The following is a 15,486-nucleotide window of genomic DNA, read 5'->3' on the forward strand; positions in this document are numbered from 1 at the left end:
CCCCGGGGTCCCTCACAGTCCGAGCCGCGCCAGCGCCTTCCCCCCGTCCAGCTCGCAGGAGCCCTCCCCGGCCGCCGTCCAGGCCGCCGCGCACAGCGCCCGCAGCCCGTCCAGCGCCTCGCCGTCGCCCTCCAGCTCCAGCCGGTCCGACCCGGCCGCCGCCGTCCAGCCGCCGCAGCGGAAACCCTCGCCCGCCGCCGTGACCTCCGGCTGACCGGTGAGCAGCCCGCGCAGATCGGCGTCCACGTACGTCGGCCGGTGCTGCGGCGGCGCGGACAGCAGCCGGGCCCCGTCGGTGACACCGGTCAGCACCAGCAGCGAGTCCACCCCGCCGTTGAACGCGCCCTCGATGTCCGTGTCCAGCCGGTCCCCGACCACCAGCGGCCGCCGCGCGCCGGTACGGATGATCGTCTCCTTGTGCATCGGCGGCAGCGGCTTGCCCGCCACCTGCGGCTCCTTGCCCGTCGCGATCCGCACGACCTCCACCGCCGCCCCGTTGCCCGGCGCGATGCCCCGCCCGCTCGGGATCGTCAGGTCCGTGTTGGACGCGAACCACGGCACCCCGCGCGCCACCGCGTACGACGCCTCCGCGAACCGCCCCCAGGTCAGCTCCGGCCCGCCGAAGCCCTGCACCACGGCCGCCGGATCGTCGTCCGCCGACTCCACCGGATTCAGCCCCCGCTCGCGCAGCGCCACCCGCAGCCCCTCACCGCCGACGACCAGCACCCGCGCCCCCGCCGGCACCTGCTCGCTGATCAGCCGCGCCACGGCCTGCGCGGACGTGATGACGTCGTCCGTCCCCGTCGGTATGCCCAGCTCCGTGAGGTGCTCCGCCACCGCGTCCGGCGTGCGCAGCGCGTTGTTCGTGACGTACGCCAGATGCATCCCGCCCGTCCGCGCCACCGCCAGCGAGTCGACGGCGTGCGCGATCGCGTTCCCGCCCGCGTACACCACCCCGTCCAGATCGAGCAGCGCCGTGTCGTACGCCTCGCTCAGGGGCTGCCCACTGCCCTCGGGCCTCGTCCTGACCGCCTGGCTCATTCCACATCGCTCCTCGTTCGATCGCCTTTCCCCCGATCATCCCGCACGCCACTGACACACGTACGATGCCGGGATGAATACCGCAGGTCACTCGGAAGCGAAGGCGCGCCGAGGCCTGGAACTCACGCCGTTCCGAGGCCTTCGCTACGACCCCGAACGGGTCGGCAGCCTCGCCTCCGTCACGTCCCCGCCGTACGACGTGGTCGTCCGGCCCGACGGGGTACACCACCTCCAGTCCGCCGACCCGCACAACATCGTCCGGCTGATCCTGCCCGAGGCCGGCACCCCGAGCGCCCGCACCGAACAGGCGGCAGACACCCTGCGCCGCTGGCTCGCCGAGGGCATCCTCACCACGGATCCGGAACCCGGCCTGTACGTCTACGAGCAGAGAGACGGCGACGGCCTGCTCCAGCGCGGTGTCATCGGCGCGCTGCGGATCTCGGAGCCGTCCGAGGGCGTGGTGCTGCCGCACGAGGACGTCATGCCGCCCGTCGTCGCCGACCGCGCGGACCTGATGCGCGCCACGCGCGCGAACCTGGAACCGCTCCTGTTGACCTACCGCGGCAACGGCACGACCGCCGAGGTCATCGAGCGCACGGCGCAGCGGCCCCCGCTGCTCTCCACGACCACCGAGGACGGCTTCCACCACCGCCTGTGGTCGCTCACCGACCCCGCCGAGCTGACCCTGGTCCAGGACGACCTCGCCCGGCACCAGGCCCTGATCGCCGACGGTCACCACCGCTGGGCCACCTACCGGCTGCTCCGCGCGGAGCAGCCCACCCCCAGCGCCTGGGACTACGGCCTGGTCCTCCTCGTCGACACCGCCCGCTACCCGCTGCGCGTGCGCGCCATCCACCGCCTGCTGCACGGCCTGCCGGTCGCGGACGCGCTGGCCGCCGTGGAAGGCCTGTTCCGGGTGCGGCACCTCGACGCCCCGCTGGCCGAGGCCCTGGACGTGCTCGCGGACGCGACCTGCACGGGCAACGCCTTCCTGCTGGCCGGCGACGGTGCCTTCCACCTGCTCGACCACCCGGACCCGGACCTGCTGGCCCGCACGGTCCCGGCCGACCGCCCGGCCGCCTGGCGCTCCCTGGACGCCACCGTCCTGCACGCCACGCTCCTCGACCACGTCTGGCACATCCCCGAGGACTCCCCCGCCCACATCGCCTACATCCACGACACGGCCGCGACGGTCGCCAAGGCGGAACGCGACGGCGGTACGGCCGTCCTGATGCACCCCGTCCGCGAGGAGGTCGTACGCGACCTGGCCCGCCAGGGTGTCACCATGCCGCGCAAGTCGACGTCCTTCGGCCCGAAACCGGCGACGGGGCTGGTCCTGCGGGCCCTGGAGACCTGAGCAGGCAGCACGTCCGAGGACGACCGCCGAGGACGACCACAACGCGAAAGAGGGCAGACCCCCGCGGGGGGCCTGCCCTCTTTTCAGTGACGGACGTCAGTCAACGGACGTCAGTCCTTGTCAGCGGCCTCGTCGGTGCCCTCCTCGTCGGCGTCCTCGCCGTGGTTCTCCCCAGGCTCCGAGGCCTTCGCGGCCTCGCCGTCGCTCTCGTCGAGGGCGTCGACGAACTCCACGCCGTCCAGCTCGGCGAGCCGGTCCGAGGCGTCCGTGCTGCCGTCCCGGTCGGCCTCGACGGCCTTGGCGAACCACTCACGCGCCTCGCCGTCCCGGCCGGCGGCCAGCAGGGCGTCGGCGTAGGCGTAGCGCAGCCGGGCGGTCCACGCCTGCACCGAGTTGGAGGCCAGCTCGGGGCTCTGGAGGGTCACGATGGCCGCGTCCAGCTGGCCCATGTCACGCCGGGCACCGGCCGCGACCAGGCGCATCTCGACCTGACCGGCCTTGTCCAGCTTGTGCACCTCGGGAGCACCGGCCATGTCCAGCGCCTTCTCCGGCCGCCCGAGCCCACGCTCGCAGTCGGCCATCACCGGCCACAGCTCCACGGTGCCGGTCATCCGTCGGGCAGCCCGGAACTCGGCCAGGGCCTCGCTGTACTTCTGGTTCGCGTACGCGGCGAACCCGGCGGCCTCGCGTACGGCGGCCACGCGGGACGCCAGGCGCAGGGCCACCTTGGAGTAGCCGTAGGCGCCCTCGGGGTCCTCGTCGATGAGGCGGGCGACCATCACCAGGTTCCTGGCGACGTCCTCGGCGAGCGTCTTGGGCAGGCTCTGGAGCTCCTGCCGGACGTCCTTGTCGATCTCGTCACCGGTGACGTCCTCCGGGATGGGCAGCCGCTTGATCGGCTCCCGGTCGCGCTCCCGCTCGTCACGGAAGCGGCCGCCGCCGCGGCTGTCGTCGCGGCGGCCGTAGCCGCCCCGGTCGTCACGGCGGTCATCACGACGATCGTCACGGCGGAAGCCACCGGGCCGACCACCGCGGTCGTCCCGACGGGGCCCACGGGCACCACGGTCGTCCCGTCCCCGGAACCCGCTCCGCTCACCGCGCTCGCCGCGGTTGTCGTCACGCCGGCCGTAACCGCCGCGGTCGTCGCCGCGCCGGTCGTCACGGCGGTCGTCGCGGCGCCCGTAGCCACCGCGGTCGTCGTCGCGGCGGAAGGCCGGACGGTCGCCGCCACGGTCGTCACGGCGGAAACCACCACGGTCACCGCCACGGTCGTCGCGGCGGTGGTCGTCCCGACGCGGCCCACGGTCCCGGTCGTCCCGCTGGAACGCCGGACGCGCACCCCGGTCGCCCTCACGACGGTCATCCCTACGACCGCCGTAACCACCACGATCACCACGGTCACCACGCTCGCCGTAACCACCACGACGATCATCACGCCGGTCATCGCGCCGGTCATCGCGCCGGAAGCCACCACGCTCGCGATCGCCGGAGTAGCCACCACCGCGGTTGTCGTCACGCCGGCCGTAACCGCCGCGGTCGTCGCCGCGCCGGTCGTCACGGCGGTCGTCGCGGCGCCCGTAGCCACCGCGGTCGTCGTCGCGGCGGAAGGCCGGACGGTCGCCGCCACGGTCGTCACGGCGGAAACCACCACGGTCACCGCCACGGTCGTCGCGGCGGTGGTCGTCCCGACGCGGCCCACGGTCCCGGTCGTCCCGCTGGAACGCCGGACGCGCACCCCGGTCGCCCTCACGACGGTCATCCCTACGACCGCCGTAACCACCACGATCACCACGGTCACCACGCTCGCCGTAACCACCACGACGATCATCACGCCGGTCATCACGCCGGTCATCGCGCCGGTCATCGCGCCGGAAGCCACCGCGGTTGTCGTCGCGCCGGCCGTAGCCACCCCGGTCATCACGACGGTCGCTACCACGGCGGTCGTTGTCACGGCGGTCCCCGCGGTAGCCGCCACGATCACCGCGGTCACCACTGTCCCGTCGCCGCTGGTCGCGCTCCGGTCGGTCGTCGGGCGAGTTGGTGGACATGGTGACTCCTGTCTTCGGTACCGCAAGCATTGTAAAAACAAAAGGACCCCTGGTCCCAGCTGAACGCTGGGACCAGGGGTCCTCCAAAGATTGTTCGGCGGCGTCCTACTCTCCCACAGGGTCCCCCCTGCAGTACCATCGGCGCTGTGAGGCTTAGCTTCCGGGTTCGGAATGTAACCGGGCGTTTCCCTCACGCTATGACCACCGAAACCCTAATGGTTTCGAGCGAACAAGCACACTTTGTAGTTATGCGTTCTGCTCAAAGCCGGCAACGGTCGTTGCCTCAGAACTAACACAGTGGACGCGAGCAACTGAGGACAAGCCCTCGGCCTATTAGTACCGGTCACCTCCACACCTCACGGTGCTTCCAGATCCGGCCTATCAACCCAGTCGTCTACTGGGAGCCTTACCCCATCAAGTGGGTGGGAGTCCTCATCTCGAAGCAGGCTTCCCGCTTAGATGCTTTCAGCGGTTATCCCTCCCGAACGTAGCCAACCAGCCATGCCCTTGGCAGAACAACTGGCACACCAGAGGTTCGTCCGTCCCGGTCCTCTCGTACTAGGGACAGCCCTTCTCAAGACTCCTACGCGCACAGCGGATAGGGACCGAACTGTCTCACGACGTTCTAAACCCAGCTCGCGTACCGCTTTAATGGGCGAACAGCCCAACCCTTGGGACCGACTCCAGCCCCAGGATGCGACGAGCCGACATCGAGGTGCCAAACCATCCCGTCGATATGGACTCTTGGGGAAGATCAGCCTGTTATCCCCGGGGTACCTTTTATCCGTTGAGCGACGGCGCTTCCACAAGCCACCGCCGGATCACTAGTCCCGACTTTCGTCCCTGCTCGACCCGTCGGTCTCACAGTCAAGCTCCCTTGTGCACTTACACTCAACACCTGATTGCCAACCAGGCTGAGGGAACCTTTGGGCGCCTCCGTTACTCTTTAGGAGGCAACCGCCCCAGTTAAACTACCCATCAGACACTGTCCCTGATCCGGATCACGGACCCAGGTTAGACATCCAGCACGACCAGACTGGTATTTCAACGACGACTCCACGAACACTGGCGTGCCCGCTTCAAAGTCTCCCAGCTATCCTACACAAGCCGAACCGAACACCAATATCAAACTGTAGTAAAGGTCCCGGGGTCTTTCCGTCCTGCTGCGCGAAACGAGCATCTTTACTCGTAGTGCAATTTCACCGGGCCTATGGTTGAGACAGTCGAGAAGTCGTTACGCCATTCGTGCAGGTCGGAACTTACCCGACAAGGAATTTCGCTACCTTAGGATGGTTATAGTTACCACCGCCGTTTACTGGCGCTTAAGTTCTCAGCTTCGCCCCACCGAAATGGAGCTAACCGGTCCCCTTAACGTTCCAGCACCGGGCAGGCGTCAGTCCGTATACATCGCCTTACGGCTTCGCACGGACCTGTGTTTTTAGTAAACAGTCGCTTCTCGCTGGTCTCTGCGGCCACCCCCAGCTCTGGCAGCAAGTGCCGTCACCAGACGTGGCCCCCCTTCTCCCGAAGTTACGGGGGCATTTTGCCGAGTTCCTTAACCATAGTTCACCCGAACGCCTCGGTATTCTCTACCTGACCACCTGAGTCGGTTTAGGGTACGGGCCGCCATGAAACTCGCTAGAGGCTTTTCTCGACAGCATAGGATCATCCACTTCACCACAATCGGCTCGGCATCAGGTCTCACCCTGCATGAGTGGCGGATTTGCCTACCACTCGGGCTACACCCTTACCCCGGGACAACCACCGCCCGGGATGGACTACCTTCCTGCGTCACCCCATCACTCACCTACTAACCGCTTGGTCCGGCGGCTCCACCACTTTCCATTCCCCGAAGGGTCCGGAACGGCTTCACGGCCTTAGCATCACGATGCTCGATGTTTGACGCTTCACAGCGGGTACCGGAATATCAACCGGTTATCCATCGACTACGCCTGTCGGCCTCGCCTTAGGTCCCGACTTACCCTGGGCAGATCAGCTTGACCCAGGAACCCTTAGTCAATCGGCGCAAACGTTTCTCACGTTTGTATCGCTACTCATGCCTGCATTCTCACTCGTCAACCGTCCACGACTACCTTCCAGTGCCGCTTCACCCGGCAGACGACGCTCCCCTACCCATCCACACAGGCGTTGGCCCTATTGTGTGAATGACACGACTTCGGCGGTACGCTTGAGCCCCGCTACATTGTCGGCGCGGAATCACTAGACCAGTGAGCTATTACGCACTCTTTCAAGGGTGGCTGCTTCTAAGCCAACCTCCTGGTTGTCTGTGCGACTCCACATCCTTTCCCACTTAGCGTACGCTTAGGGGCCTTAGTCGATGCTCTGGGCTGTTTCCCTCTCGACCATGGAGCTTATCCCCCACAGTCTCACTGCCGCGCTCTCACTTACCGGCATTCGGAGTTTGGCTAAGGTCAGTAACCCGGTAGGGCCCATCGCCTATCCAGTGCTCTACCTCCGGCAAGAAACACACGACGCTGCACCTAAATGCATTTCGGGGAGAACCAGCTATCACGGAGTTTGATTGGCCTTTCACCCCTAACCACAGGTCATCCCCCAGGTTTTCAACCCTGGTGGGTTCGGTCCTCCACGAAGTCTTACCTCCGCTTCAACCTGCCCATGGCTAGATCACTCCGCTTCGGGTCTTGAGCGTGCTACTGAATCGCCCTGTTCGGACTCGCTTTCGCTACGGCTTCCCCACCCGGGTTAACCTCGCAACACACCGCAAACTCGCAGGCTCATTCTTCAAAAGGCACGCAGTCACGAGAATGTGCAAGCACATTCCGACGCTCCCACGGCTTGTAGGCACACGGTTTCAGGTACTATTTCACTCCCCTCCCGGGGTACTTTTCACCATTCCCTCACGGTACTATCCGCTATCGGTCACCAGGGAATATTTAGGCTTAGCGGGTGGTCCCGCCAGATTCACACGGGATTTCTCGGGCCCCGTGCTACTTGGGTGTCTCTCAAACGAGCCGCTGACGTTTCGACTACGGGGGTCTTACCCTCTACGCCGGACCTTTCGCATGTCCTTCGCCTACATCAACGGTTTCTGACTCGTCTCACGGCCGGCAGACCGTGAAAGAGAGATCCCACAACCCCCACGACGCAACCCCTGCCGGGTCTCACACGCCATAGGTTTGGCCTCATCCGGTTTCGCTCGCCACTACTCCCGGAATCACGGTTGTTTTCTCTTCCTGAGGGTACTGAGATGTTTCACTTCCCCTCGTTCCCTCCACACTGCCTATGTGTTCAGCAGCGGGTGACAGCCCATGACGACTGCCGGGTTTCCCCATTCGGAAACCCCCGGATCAAAGCCTGGTTGACGACTCCCCGGGGACTATCGCGGCCTCCCACGTCCTTCATCGGTTCCTGGTGCCAAGGCATCCACCGTGCGCCCTTAAAAACTTGGCCACAGATGCTCGCGTCCACTGTGCAGTTCTCAAACAACGACCAGCCACCCATCACCCCGAACCCATAAGGTCCGAGTGCACTGGGGCCGGCGACTGAGGAGAAGATCAGATCATTCCCTCAGACACCCAACAGCGTGCCCGGCACGACCAGCCGACCAGATCAGCGTTCCACGCCCCGAAGAGCAGTACTAGCGCCTGGTCCGTCCTGGACCGTGCCGAATAATCAACGTTCCACCCATGAGCAACCAGCATCGGACACTCGCCGATGTACTGGCCTCTGACCGAGCAGAGCCCGGTAAGAAGTGCTCCTTAGAAAGGAGGTGATCCAGCCGCACCTTCCGGTACGGCTACCTTGTTACGACTTCGTCCCAATCGCTAGTCCCACCTTCGACGACTCCCTCCCACAAGGGGTTGGGCCACCGGCTTCGGGTGTTACCAACTTTCGTGACGTGACGGGCGGTGTGTACAAGGCCCGGGAACGTATTCACCGCAGCAATGCTGATCTGCGATTACTAGCAACTCCGACTTCATGGGGTCGAGTTGCAGACCCCAATCCGAACTGAGACCGGCTTTTTGAGATTCGCTCCACCTCACGGTATCGCAGCTCATTGTACCGGCCATTGTAGCACGTGTGCAGCCCAAGACATAAGGGGCATGATGACTTGACGTCGTCCCCACCTTCCTCCGAGTTGACCCCGGCGGTCTCCTGTGAGTCCCCATCACCCCGAAGGGCATGCTGGCAACACAGAACAAGGGTTGCGCTCGTTGCGGGACTTAACCCAACATCTCACGACACGAGCTGACGACAGCCATGCACCACCTGTACACCGACCACAAGGGGGGCACTATCTCTAATGCTTTCCGGTGTATGTCAAGCCTTGGTAAGGTTCTTCGCGTTGCGTCGAATTAAGCCACATGCTCCGCTGCTTGTGCGGGCCCCCGTCAATTCCTTTGAGTTTTAGCCTTGCGGCCGTACTCCCCAGGCGGGGAACTTAATGCGTTAGCTGCGGCACCGACGACGTGGAATGTCGCCAACACCTAGTTCCCACCGTTTACGGCGTGGACTACCAGGGTATCTAATCCTGTTCGCTCCCCACGCTTTCGCTCCTCAGCGTCAGTAATGGCCCAGAGATCCGCCTTCGCCACCGGTGTTCCTCCTGATATCTGCGCATTTCACCGCTACACCAGGAATTCCGATCTCCCCTACCACACTCTAGCTAGCCCGTATCGAATGCAGACCCGGGGTTAAGCCCCGGGCTTTCACACCCGACGTGACAAGCCGCCTACGAGCTCTTTACGCCCAATAATTCCGGACAACGCTTGCGCCCTACGTATTACCGCGGCTGCTGGCACGTAGTTAGCCGGCGCTTCTTCTGCAGGTACCGTCACTTGCGCTTCTTCCCTGCTGAAAGAGGTTTACAACCCGAAGGCCGTCATCCCTCACGCGGCGTCGCTGCATCAGGCTTTCGCCCATTGTGCAATATTCCCCACTGCTGCCTCCCGTAGGAGTCTGGGCCGTGTCTCAGTCCCAGTGTGGCCGGTCGCCCTCTCAGGCCGGCTACCCGTCGTCGCCTTGGTGAGCCATTACCTCACCAACAAGCTGATAGGCCGCGGGCTCATCCTTCACCGCCGGAGCTTTACACCGTCAAGGATGCCCAAGACGGTCATATCCGGTATTAGACCCCGTTTCCAGGGCTTGTCCCAGAGTGAAGGGCAGATTGCCCACGTGTTACTCACCCGTTCGCCACTAATCCACCCCGAAGGGCTTCATCGTTCGACTTGCATGTGTTAAGCACGCCGCCAGCGTTCGTCCTGAGCCAGGATCAAACTCTCCGTGAATGTTTACCGGTAATCCGGTCGAACACCACGAGAGTGGAACCAGGAGGAGGAATAGTCCTCCCGGTTCACAGCGTCCTCGCTGTGTTTTTCAAAGGAACCTCGCCCCGGTCGTGATGACCGGAGACGGGGTATCAACTAATCTGGCGTTGATTTTTGGCACGCTGTTGAGTTCTCAAGGAACGGTCGCTTCCTTTGTACTCACCCTCTCGGGCTTTCCTCCGGGCTTCCCTCCGGTGTTTCCGACTCTATCAGATCCTTTCGGCGTCTGACTCCCAGTCGGCGGGTTGTCTTTGGGCTTTTGGATTTTCGTCCGTCGGCCTTTCGACATTCACTACGTTAGCTCATTCCCTCGGCGACTCATAATCGAGTCCCGCGAGTTCGAATTTCGGGCACGCGGGCGCGCCGAAATCGACCCCGCAAAGGGGGTGCAACTAGGTAGTGGGGTGGCCGCTCCGGCTGCTGGCGATTGCCGTACCCGGTTCAGCGGCTCGGGATACGTTACGCACTTCCCCAGGACGCGTCAACTTGAGCGGCGCCTCGGTACATGGGCCCGGTAGGGGCTCACCGTCGGGTCGCCGTCGACCCAGTAACGCCAGGGATGGACCTCGCCGTTGCCGCCTTCGCCGGCGACTCCGGTGCGCGGGCCGTTCCGTACCTGGTGAGCGGGGATCTTCCTGCCGGTCAGCATGCGCAGAGGCGTCTCGCCGGTGGCGCACGCGTCCGTGCCGTTCAGAGCGCGGTCGACCTCCAGGGCAGTGGCCAGGCGGGCCGGGCCTTTGGCCAGTTCCTTGTCGTTACGGGCCGAAAGTCGACGTTTGCGGGCGAGGTCGGCGCCCTCGATCACCTCGCCTGCGCGGAGCAGGACGGCGCTCGCCCGGCCCTCGGGGCCGCAGACGAGGTTCATGCAGTGCCACATGCCGTAGGTGAAGTAGACGTACACGTGTCCCGGGGGTCCGAACATCACCTCGTTGCGGGCGGTGCGGCCTCGATAGGCGTGTGAGCCGGGGTCGTTCGGGCCGTCGTACGCCTCCACCTCCGTGAGGCGGAGGGCGATCGGGCCGTCGGGGGTCGTACGGACGAGGATGCGGCCGAGGAGATCGGGCGCCACCTCCAGGACCGGGCGGTCGAAGAATGCTCTGGGCAACGGCGTACGGTCCGGGGACGCGATCATGCCGACCGAGATTAGTGCAGGCGCGGCGTGGCGCCGGCGGAACCGGTCGGGGGTGGAGCGCGTTTGTAGGGGTCGAGGTCCGTTCGTAAAGGGAGAGTCAATGGCGTTCAAGAAGCTGCTCGCGAGCCTCGGTGCCGGTGGGGCTTCGGTCGAGACCGTGCTGACGGAGGTCAACACGGTGCCTGGTGGCGTCGTCCAGGGTGAGGTGCGTATCCAGGGCGGGTCCGTGAACCAGAACATCGAGGGGTTGTCGGTCGGGCTCCAGGCCAAGGTCGAGGTGGAGAGCGGCGACCAGGAGTACAAGCAGGACATCGAGTTCACCAAGGTGCGGCTCGGCGGGGCCTTCGAGCTGCAGGCGGGCGCGGTGCACGCGGTGCCGTTCGGACTGGAGATCCCCTGGGAGACGCCGGTCACGATGATCGACGGGCAGGCGCTGCGCGGGATACACATCGGGGTGACGACCGAGCTGGCGATCGCGCGGGCCGTGGACTCCGGCGACCTGGACCCGATCAACGTCCATCCGCTGCCGGCGCAGAAGGCGATCCTGGACGCCTTCATCCAGCTGGGCTTCCGGTTCAAGAACGCGGACATGGAGCGCGGCCACATCCGGGGTACGCGGCAGACGCTCCCCTTCTACCAGGAGATCGAGTTCTACCCGCCGTCCCAGTACCGGGGGCTGAACCAGGTCGAGCTGAGCTTCGTGGCCGACGCGCACGCGATGGACGTCGTGCTGGAGATGGACAAGAAGCCGGGTCTGTTCAGCGAGGGTTCGGACACCTTCCGGTCCTTCCAGGTGGGGCTGAACGACTGGCAGGGGACCGACTGGGCGGCTTACCTCAACCAGTGGCTGTCCGAGGTCGGCAGCAAGCGCAACTGGTTCTAGGCTCGGGAACTGCTGGTTCCAGATCATCGATCAGGAGGTACCGAGGTGACCGAGCTGAAGCGGCGGCCGCTCCCCCACGATTTCCATCCGCCCGTGCCGTCGTTCACGGTGACGAGCGAGGACGTCCGGGAGGGCGCGACGCTCAAGGACGCTCAGGTCTACGCGGGGGGCAACACCTCGCCGCAGCTGCGCTGGGAGGGCTTCCCGCCGGAGACCAAGAGCTTCGCCGTGACCTGCTACGACCCCGACGCGCCGACCGGCAGCGGGTTCTGGCACTGGGTCCTGTTCGACATCCCGGCCTCGGTGACGGAGTTGCCGGCGGGTGCGGGCAGCGCCGGCTTCAAGGGGCTGCCGGCGGGTGCGGTGCACGTGCGCAACGACTACGGGTCGAAGGACTTCGGCGGTGCCGCGCCGCCGCCCGGGGACGGGCCGCACCGGTACGTCTTCACGGTGTACGCGGTGGACCAGGAGAAGCTCGGCCCGGACGGCGATGTGTCGCCGGCCGTCGTCGGATTCAATCTGCGGTTCCACGCGATCGCGCGTGCCCAGCTCATCGGTGAGTACGAGAACCGCCGGCAGGGCTGAGCGCGGCGCCGGGATTCAGTCGAGCGTTCATTGAACGTTTGCCCGCCTCCGGTCTTGGAAGTGATCGGAGGCGGGCATTTTTTATTGCGTTGTCCATCTCGGCGCGCCCGTCCAGAGTTGATCCAAGCCCGCCGGGGCTGGGCAGGTGCACACGGGAGGTGGGCTGGATGCGGGACACGCTGGTGCTGAACGCGAGCTTCGAGCCGCTGTCGACGGTGACCTTGAACCGAGCTGTCGTCCTGGTGCTCCAGGACAAGGCCGTCGTCGAGCAGGCCCATCCCGAACTGCGCATGCGCGGTGCCGCTGTGGACATACCCGCGCCGCGGGTGATCAGACTGTGCAGGTATGTACGGGTGCCGTTCCGAAGACAAGCTCCGTGGTCGAGGCGGGGGGTGCTGGTCCGGGACCGGCACCGGTGCGCGTACTGCGGGCGCAGGGCGACGACGGTGGACCATGTGCTGCCGCGGGCGCAGGGTGGGCAGGACACCTGGCTGAATACCGTCGCCGCGTGTGCGGAGGACAATCACCGGAAGGCCGACAGGACTCCGGAGCAGGCGGGGATGGAGCTGCTGCGGGAGCCGTTCGAGCCGACGCCGGCGGACGCGATGCTCCTGGCGCTGGGCCAGGAGGACTTCGCGGCGCTGCCGGAGTGGCTTGCCCGGGATGCCGCCTGAGCGTCTGCCGAGTTCGCTTCGGCGGCATCCCGTGTGCCGCTAGTCGATGCTGGGCTTCTCCCGGCGTTCCGTGCCGTTGTTCTGGGGCGGGATGGAGTTGCCGCCGCCTCCCGAACCGCCGCCCAGGGGGCCGAAGTTGCCCATCGCGCCGGAGAGGCCCTTGAGGGCGTCGCCGATCTCGCTCGGGACGATCCAGAGCTTGTTGGCGTCGCCTTCGGCGATCTTCGGGAGCATCTGGAGGTACTGGTAGGACAGGAGCTTCTGGTCCGGGTCGCCGGCGTGGATGGCCTCGAAGACCGTACGGACCGCCTGGGCCTCGCCCTCGGCGCGCAGGGCGGCGGCCTTGGCCTCACCCTCGGCGCGCAGGATCTGGGACTGCTTCTCACCCTCGGCGGTGAGGATGGCGGCCTGGCGCGTACCTTCGGCGGTGAGGATCGCGGCGCGCTTGTCACGGTCGGCGCGCATCTGCTTCTCCATCGAGTCCTGGATGGAGGTCGGTGGTTCGATGGCCTTCAGCTCGACGCGGTTGACGCGGATGCCCCATTTGCCGGTGGCCTCGTCGAGGACGCCGCGCAGGGCCGCGTTGATCTCCTCGCGGGAGGTGAGGGTGCGTTCGAGGTCCATGCCGCCGATGATGTTGCGGAGCGTGGTGACGGTCAGCTGCTCGATCGCCTGGATGTAGCTGGCGACCTCGTAGGTGGCGGCGCGGGCGTCCGTCACCTGGTAGTAGATCACCGTGTCGATGTTGACGACCAGGTTGTCCTGGGTGATCACCGGCTGGGGCGGGAACGGTACGACCTGTTCGCGCAGGTCGATGCGGTTGCGGATGGTGTCGATGAACGGGACCACGATGTTGAGGCCCGCGTTGAGGGTGCGCGTGTAGCGGCCGAAGCGCTCGACGATGGCGGCGCTGGCCTGTGGGATGACCTGGATGGTCTTGATCAGGGCGATGAAGACCAACACCACCAGAATGACCAGGACGATGATGACCGGTTCCATCGTGTTCCCCGTACCCCTCTCCGCCGCGCCTCTTCGGCAGATTCATGACTGTGGAAGATCTTGCTGGTCGAGTCTGACAGACTGGCGCCCAACTCGCTTGTCGGATGGCTCAGATGACGATCGCGGTGGCTCCCTCGATCTCCACGACGTCCACCTCCTGGCCGACTTCGTAGGCGCGTTCGGTGTCCAGGGCGCGGGCCGACCAGACTTCGCCGGCGAGTTTGATGCGGCCGCCGGAGCCGTCGACCCGCTCCAGCACGACGGCTTGCTTGCCTCTCAACGCGTCGATTCCGGTGGCGAGTCGGGGGCTCTGCCTGGTGTGCCGGGCGGCGATGGGCCGGACGACGGCGATGAGCGCGACGGAGACGATGACGAACGCGAGGACCTGGGCGACGGCGTCGAAGCCGAGTGTGGCGGCGACCGCGGCCGCGACGGCTCCCACCGCGAGCATGCCGAACTCCGGCATCGCGGTGACGACGAGCGGGATCCCGAGTGCCGCCGCGCCGACGAGCCACCACACCCATGCGTCGATGTCGTTCACACGGTCATGGTAGGGCGGCGGTCGGACGGCGGACAGGGCGCAAAAGGGAAGTGCGACGGGGTCAGGACAGGGGCAGGCCCTGGGCGGTCCAGCGGTCGCCGACCTGCTCGACGACGAGCGGGAGGCCGAAGCAGCGGGAGAGGTTGCGGGAGCTGAGCTCCAGCTCGATCGGGCCGGCGGCGAGGACCTTGCCCTGGCGGATCATGAGGACGTGGGTGAAGCCGGGGGCGATCTCCTCGACGTGGTGCGTGACCATGATCATGGAGGGGGCGATCGGGTCGCGGGCGAGCCGGCCGAGGCGGCGGACCAGGTCCTCGCGGCCGCCGAGGTCGAGGCCGGCGGCGGGCTCGTCGAGGAGGAGCAGCTCCGGGTCGGTCATCAGGGCGCGGGCGATGAGGGTGCGCTTGCGCTCGCCCTCGGAGAGGGTGCCGAACCTCCGGTCGAGGTAGTCGCTCATGCCGAGGCGGTCGAGGAAGGCGCGGGCGCGCTGCTCGTCGACGTCCTCGTACTCCTCCTGCCAGCCGGCGGTCATGCCGTAGGCGGCGGTGAGGACGGTCTGGAGGACGGTCTGGCGCTTGGGGAGCTTCTCGGCGAGGGCGATGCCGGCCACGCCGATGCGGGGGCGCAGCTCGAAGACGTCGGTGCCGGGCCTGCCGAGGGTCTCGCCGAGGATCGTGGCGGTGCCCTGGCTGGGGTAGAGGTAGCTGGAGGCGACGTTCAGGAGGGTGGTCTTGCCCGCGCCGTTGGGGCCGAGGATGACCCAGCGCTCGCCCTCCTTCACCGACCAGGAGACCTGGTCCACCAGAGCCCGGCCCTCACGGACCACGGATACGTCCTGAAGCTCCAGAACATCGCTCATGAGCGCGTTGTCTCCCCTTGCAGTGTGGCCGGTCTCGGCTGTCGCGTACGCCTGTGGC

10 protein-coding genes, 3 rRNA genes and 1 pseudogene are annotated in these 15,486 nt (G+C 66.1%); 4 read left to right on the forward strand and 10 right to left on the reverse strand.

From position 1 onward, the window contains the following. Positions 1-12: 12 nt before the first annotated feature. Complete coding sequence (locus AC4OXY_RS15345; RefSeq protein ID WP_491994072.1) at positions 13-1,041, reverse strand: HAD-IIA family hydrolase; 1,029 nt, start codon at positions 1,039-1,041, stop codon at positions 13-15. Between the two features lie 73 nt (positions 1,042-1,114). Here AC4OXY_RS15345 and AC4OXY_RS15350 point away from each other — a divergent pair, with 73 nt between their 5' ends. After that, on the forward strand, positions 1,115-2,398 hold the full coding sequence (locus AC4OXY_RS15350; RefSeq protein WP_491994073.1) for a DUF1015 domain-containing protein: 1,284 nt from the start codon (positions 1,115-1,117) through the stop codon (positions 2,396-2,398). A gap of 110 nt (positions 2,399-2,508) precedes the next feature. Here AC4OXY_RS15350 and AC4OXY_RS15355 read toward each other — a convergent pair whose 3' ends face one another. From AC4OXY_RS15355 to AC4OXY_RS15380, 6 genes are all read right to left on the reverse strand, one after another. Continuing rightward, positions 2,509-3,285, reverse strand: a complete 777-nt coding sequence (locus AC4OXY_RS15355) for a tetratricopeptide repeat protein (RefSeq protein WP_491994605.1) — start codon at positions 3,283-3,285, stop codon at positions 2,509-2,511. Then, complete coding sequence (locus AC4OXY_RS15360) at positions 3,177-4,388, reverse strand: hypothetical protein (RefSeq protein WP_491994606.1); 1,212 nt, start codon at positions 4,386-4,388, stop codon at positions 3,177-3,179. The genes AC4OXY_RS15355 and AC4OXY_RS15360 overlap by 109 nt, the downstream gene beginning before the upstream one ends. Positions 4,389-4,538: 150 nt before the next feature. Then, positions 4,539-4,655 (reverse strand): 5S ribosomal RNA (gene rrf / locus AC4OXY_RS15365). Positions 4,656-4,759: 104 nt separating this feature from the next. After that, positions 4,760-7,878 (reverse strand): 23S ribosomal RNA (locus AC4OXY_RS15370). Positions 7,879-8,190: 312 nt separating this feature from the next. Next, a 16S ribosomal RNA gene (locus tag AC4OXY_RS15375) occupies positions 8,191-9,716 on the reverse strand. The 16S, 23S and 5S rRNA genes sit together here, the layout of an rRNA operon. Before the next feature lie 520 nt (positions 9,717-10,236). Further along, a complete protein-coding gene (locus tag AC4OXY_RS15380) occupies positions 10,237-10,887 on the reverse strand; it encodes a DNA-3-methyladenine glycosylase (RefSeq protein WP_356031107.1) in 651 nt (216 codons plus the stop codon). A 100-nt stretch (positions 10,888-10,987) separates the two neighbouring features. On the opposite strand from AC4OXY_RS15380, the gene AC4OXY_RS15385 reads away from it, so the two are divergent. From AC4OXY_RS15385 to AC4OXY_RS15395, 3 genes are all read left to right on the forward strand, one after another. After that, complete coding sequence (locus AC4OXY_RS15385) at positions 10,988-11,770, forward strand: sporulation protein (RefSeq protein WP_491994074.1); 783 nt, start codon at positions 10,988-10,990, stop codon at positions 11,768-11,770. 45 nt (positions 11,771-11,815) lie between these two features. Further along, positions 11,816-12,355, forward strand: coding sequence for a YbhB/YbcL family Raf kinase inhibitor-like protein (locus AC4OXY_RS15390; protein WP_356031104.1), 540 nt, complete (start codon positions 11,816-11,818; stop codon positions 12,353-12,355). 167 nt (positions 12,356-12,522) lie between these two features. Further along, positions 12,523-13,029 carry an HNH endonuclease gene (locus AC4OXY_RS15395; protein ID WP_356031102.1) on the forward strand — a complete coding sequence of 169 codons (507 nt, stop codon included), beginning with the start codon at positions 12,523-12,525 and terminating at the stop codon, positions 13,027-13,029. 39 nt (positions 13,030-13,068) lie between these two features. On the opposite strand, the gene AC4OXY_RS15400 is transcribed toward AC4OXY_RS15395, so the two are convergent. The 3 genes and pseudogenes from AC4OXY_RS15400 to AC4OXY_RS15410 all read right to left on the reverse strand — a co-directional run. Continuing rightward, positions 13,069-14,028 carry an SPFH domain-containing protein gene (locus AC4OXY_RS15400; protein ID WP_356031101.1) on the reverse strand — a complete coding sequence of 320 codons (960 nt, stop codon included), beginning with the start codon at positions 14,026-14,028 and terminating at the stop codon, positions 13,069-13,071. A 109-nt stretch (positions 14,029-14,137) separates the two neighbouring features. Continuing rightward, a complete protein-coding gene (locus AC4OXY_RS15405) occupies positions 14,138-14,569 on the reverse strand; it encodes an NfeD family protein (RefSeq protein WP_491994075.1) in 432 nt (143 codons plus the stop codon). Between the two features lie 328 nt (positions 14,570-14,897). Continuing rightward, a pseudogene (locus AC4OXY_RS15410) lies at positions 14,898-15,428 on the reverse strand (ABC transporter ATP-binding protein); the annotation flags it as partial. Positions 15,429-15,486 lie beyond the last annotated feature (58 nt).

Source organism: Streptomyces sp. HUAS MG56, assembly GCF_058673395.1.

Coding starts and splice junctions, on each gene's coding strand:
- AC4OXY_RS15380 (WP_356031107.1), bottom strand. CDS start 10,887: ATGATCGCGTCCCCGGACCGTACGCCGTTGCCCAGAGCATTCTTCGAC.
- AC4OXY_RS15395 (WP_356031102.1), top strand. CDS start 12,523: ATGCGGGACACGCTGGTGCTGAACGCGAGCTTCGAGCCGCTGTCGACG.
- AC4OXY_RS15345 (WP_491994072.1), bottom strand. CDS start 1,041: ATGAGCCAGGCGGTCAGGACGAGGCCCGAGGGCAGTGGGCAGCCCCTG.
- AC4OXY_RS15350 (WP_491994073.1), top strand. CDS start 1,115: ATGAATACCGCAGGTCACTCGGAAGCGAAGGCGCGCCGAGGCCTGGAA.
- AC4OXY_RS15400 (WP_356031101.1), bottom strand. CDS start 14,028: ATGGAACCGGTCATCATCGTCCTGGTCATTCTGGTGGTGTTGGTCTTC.
- AC4OXY_RS15385 (WP_491994074.1), top strand. CDS start 10,988: ATGGCGTTCAAGAAGCTGCTCGCGAGCCTCGGTGCCGGTGGGGCTTCG.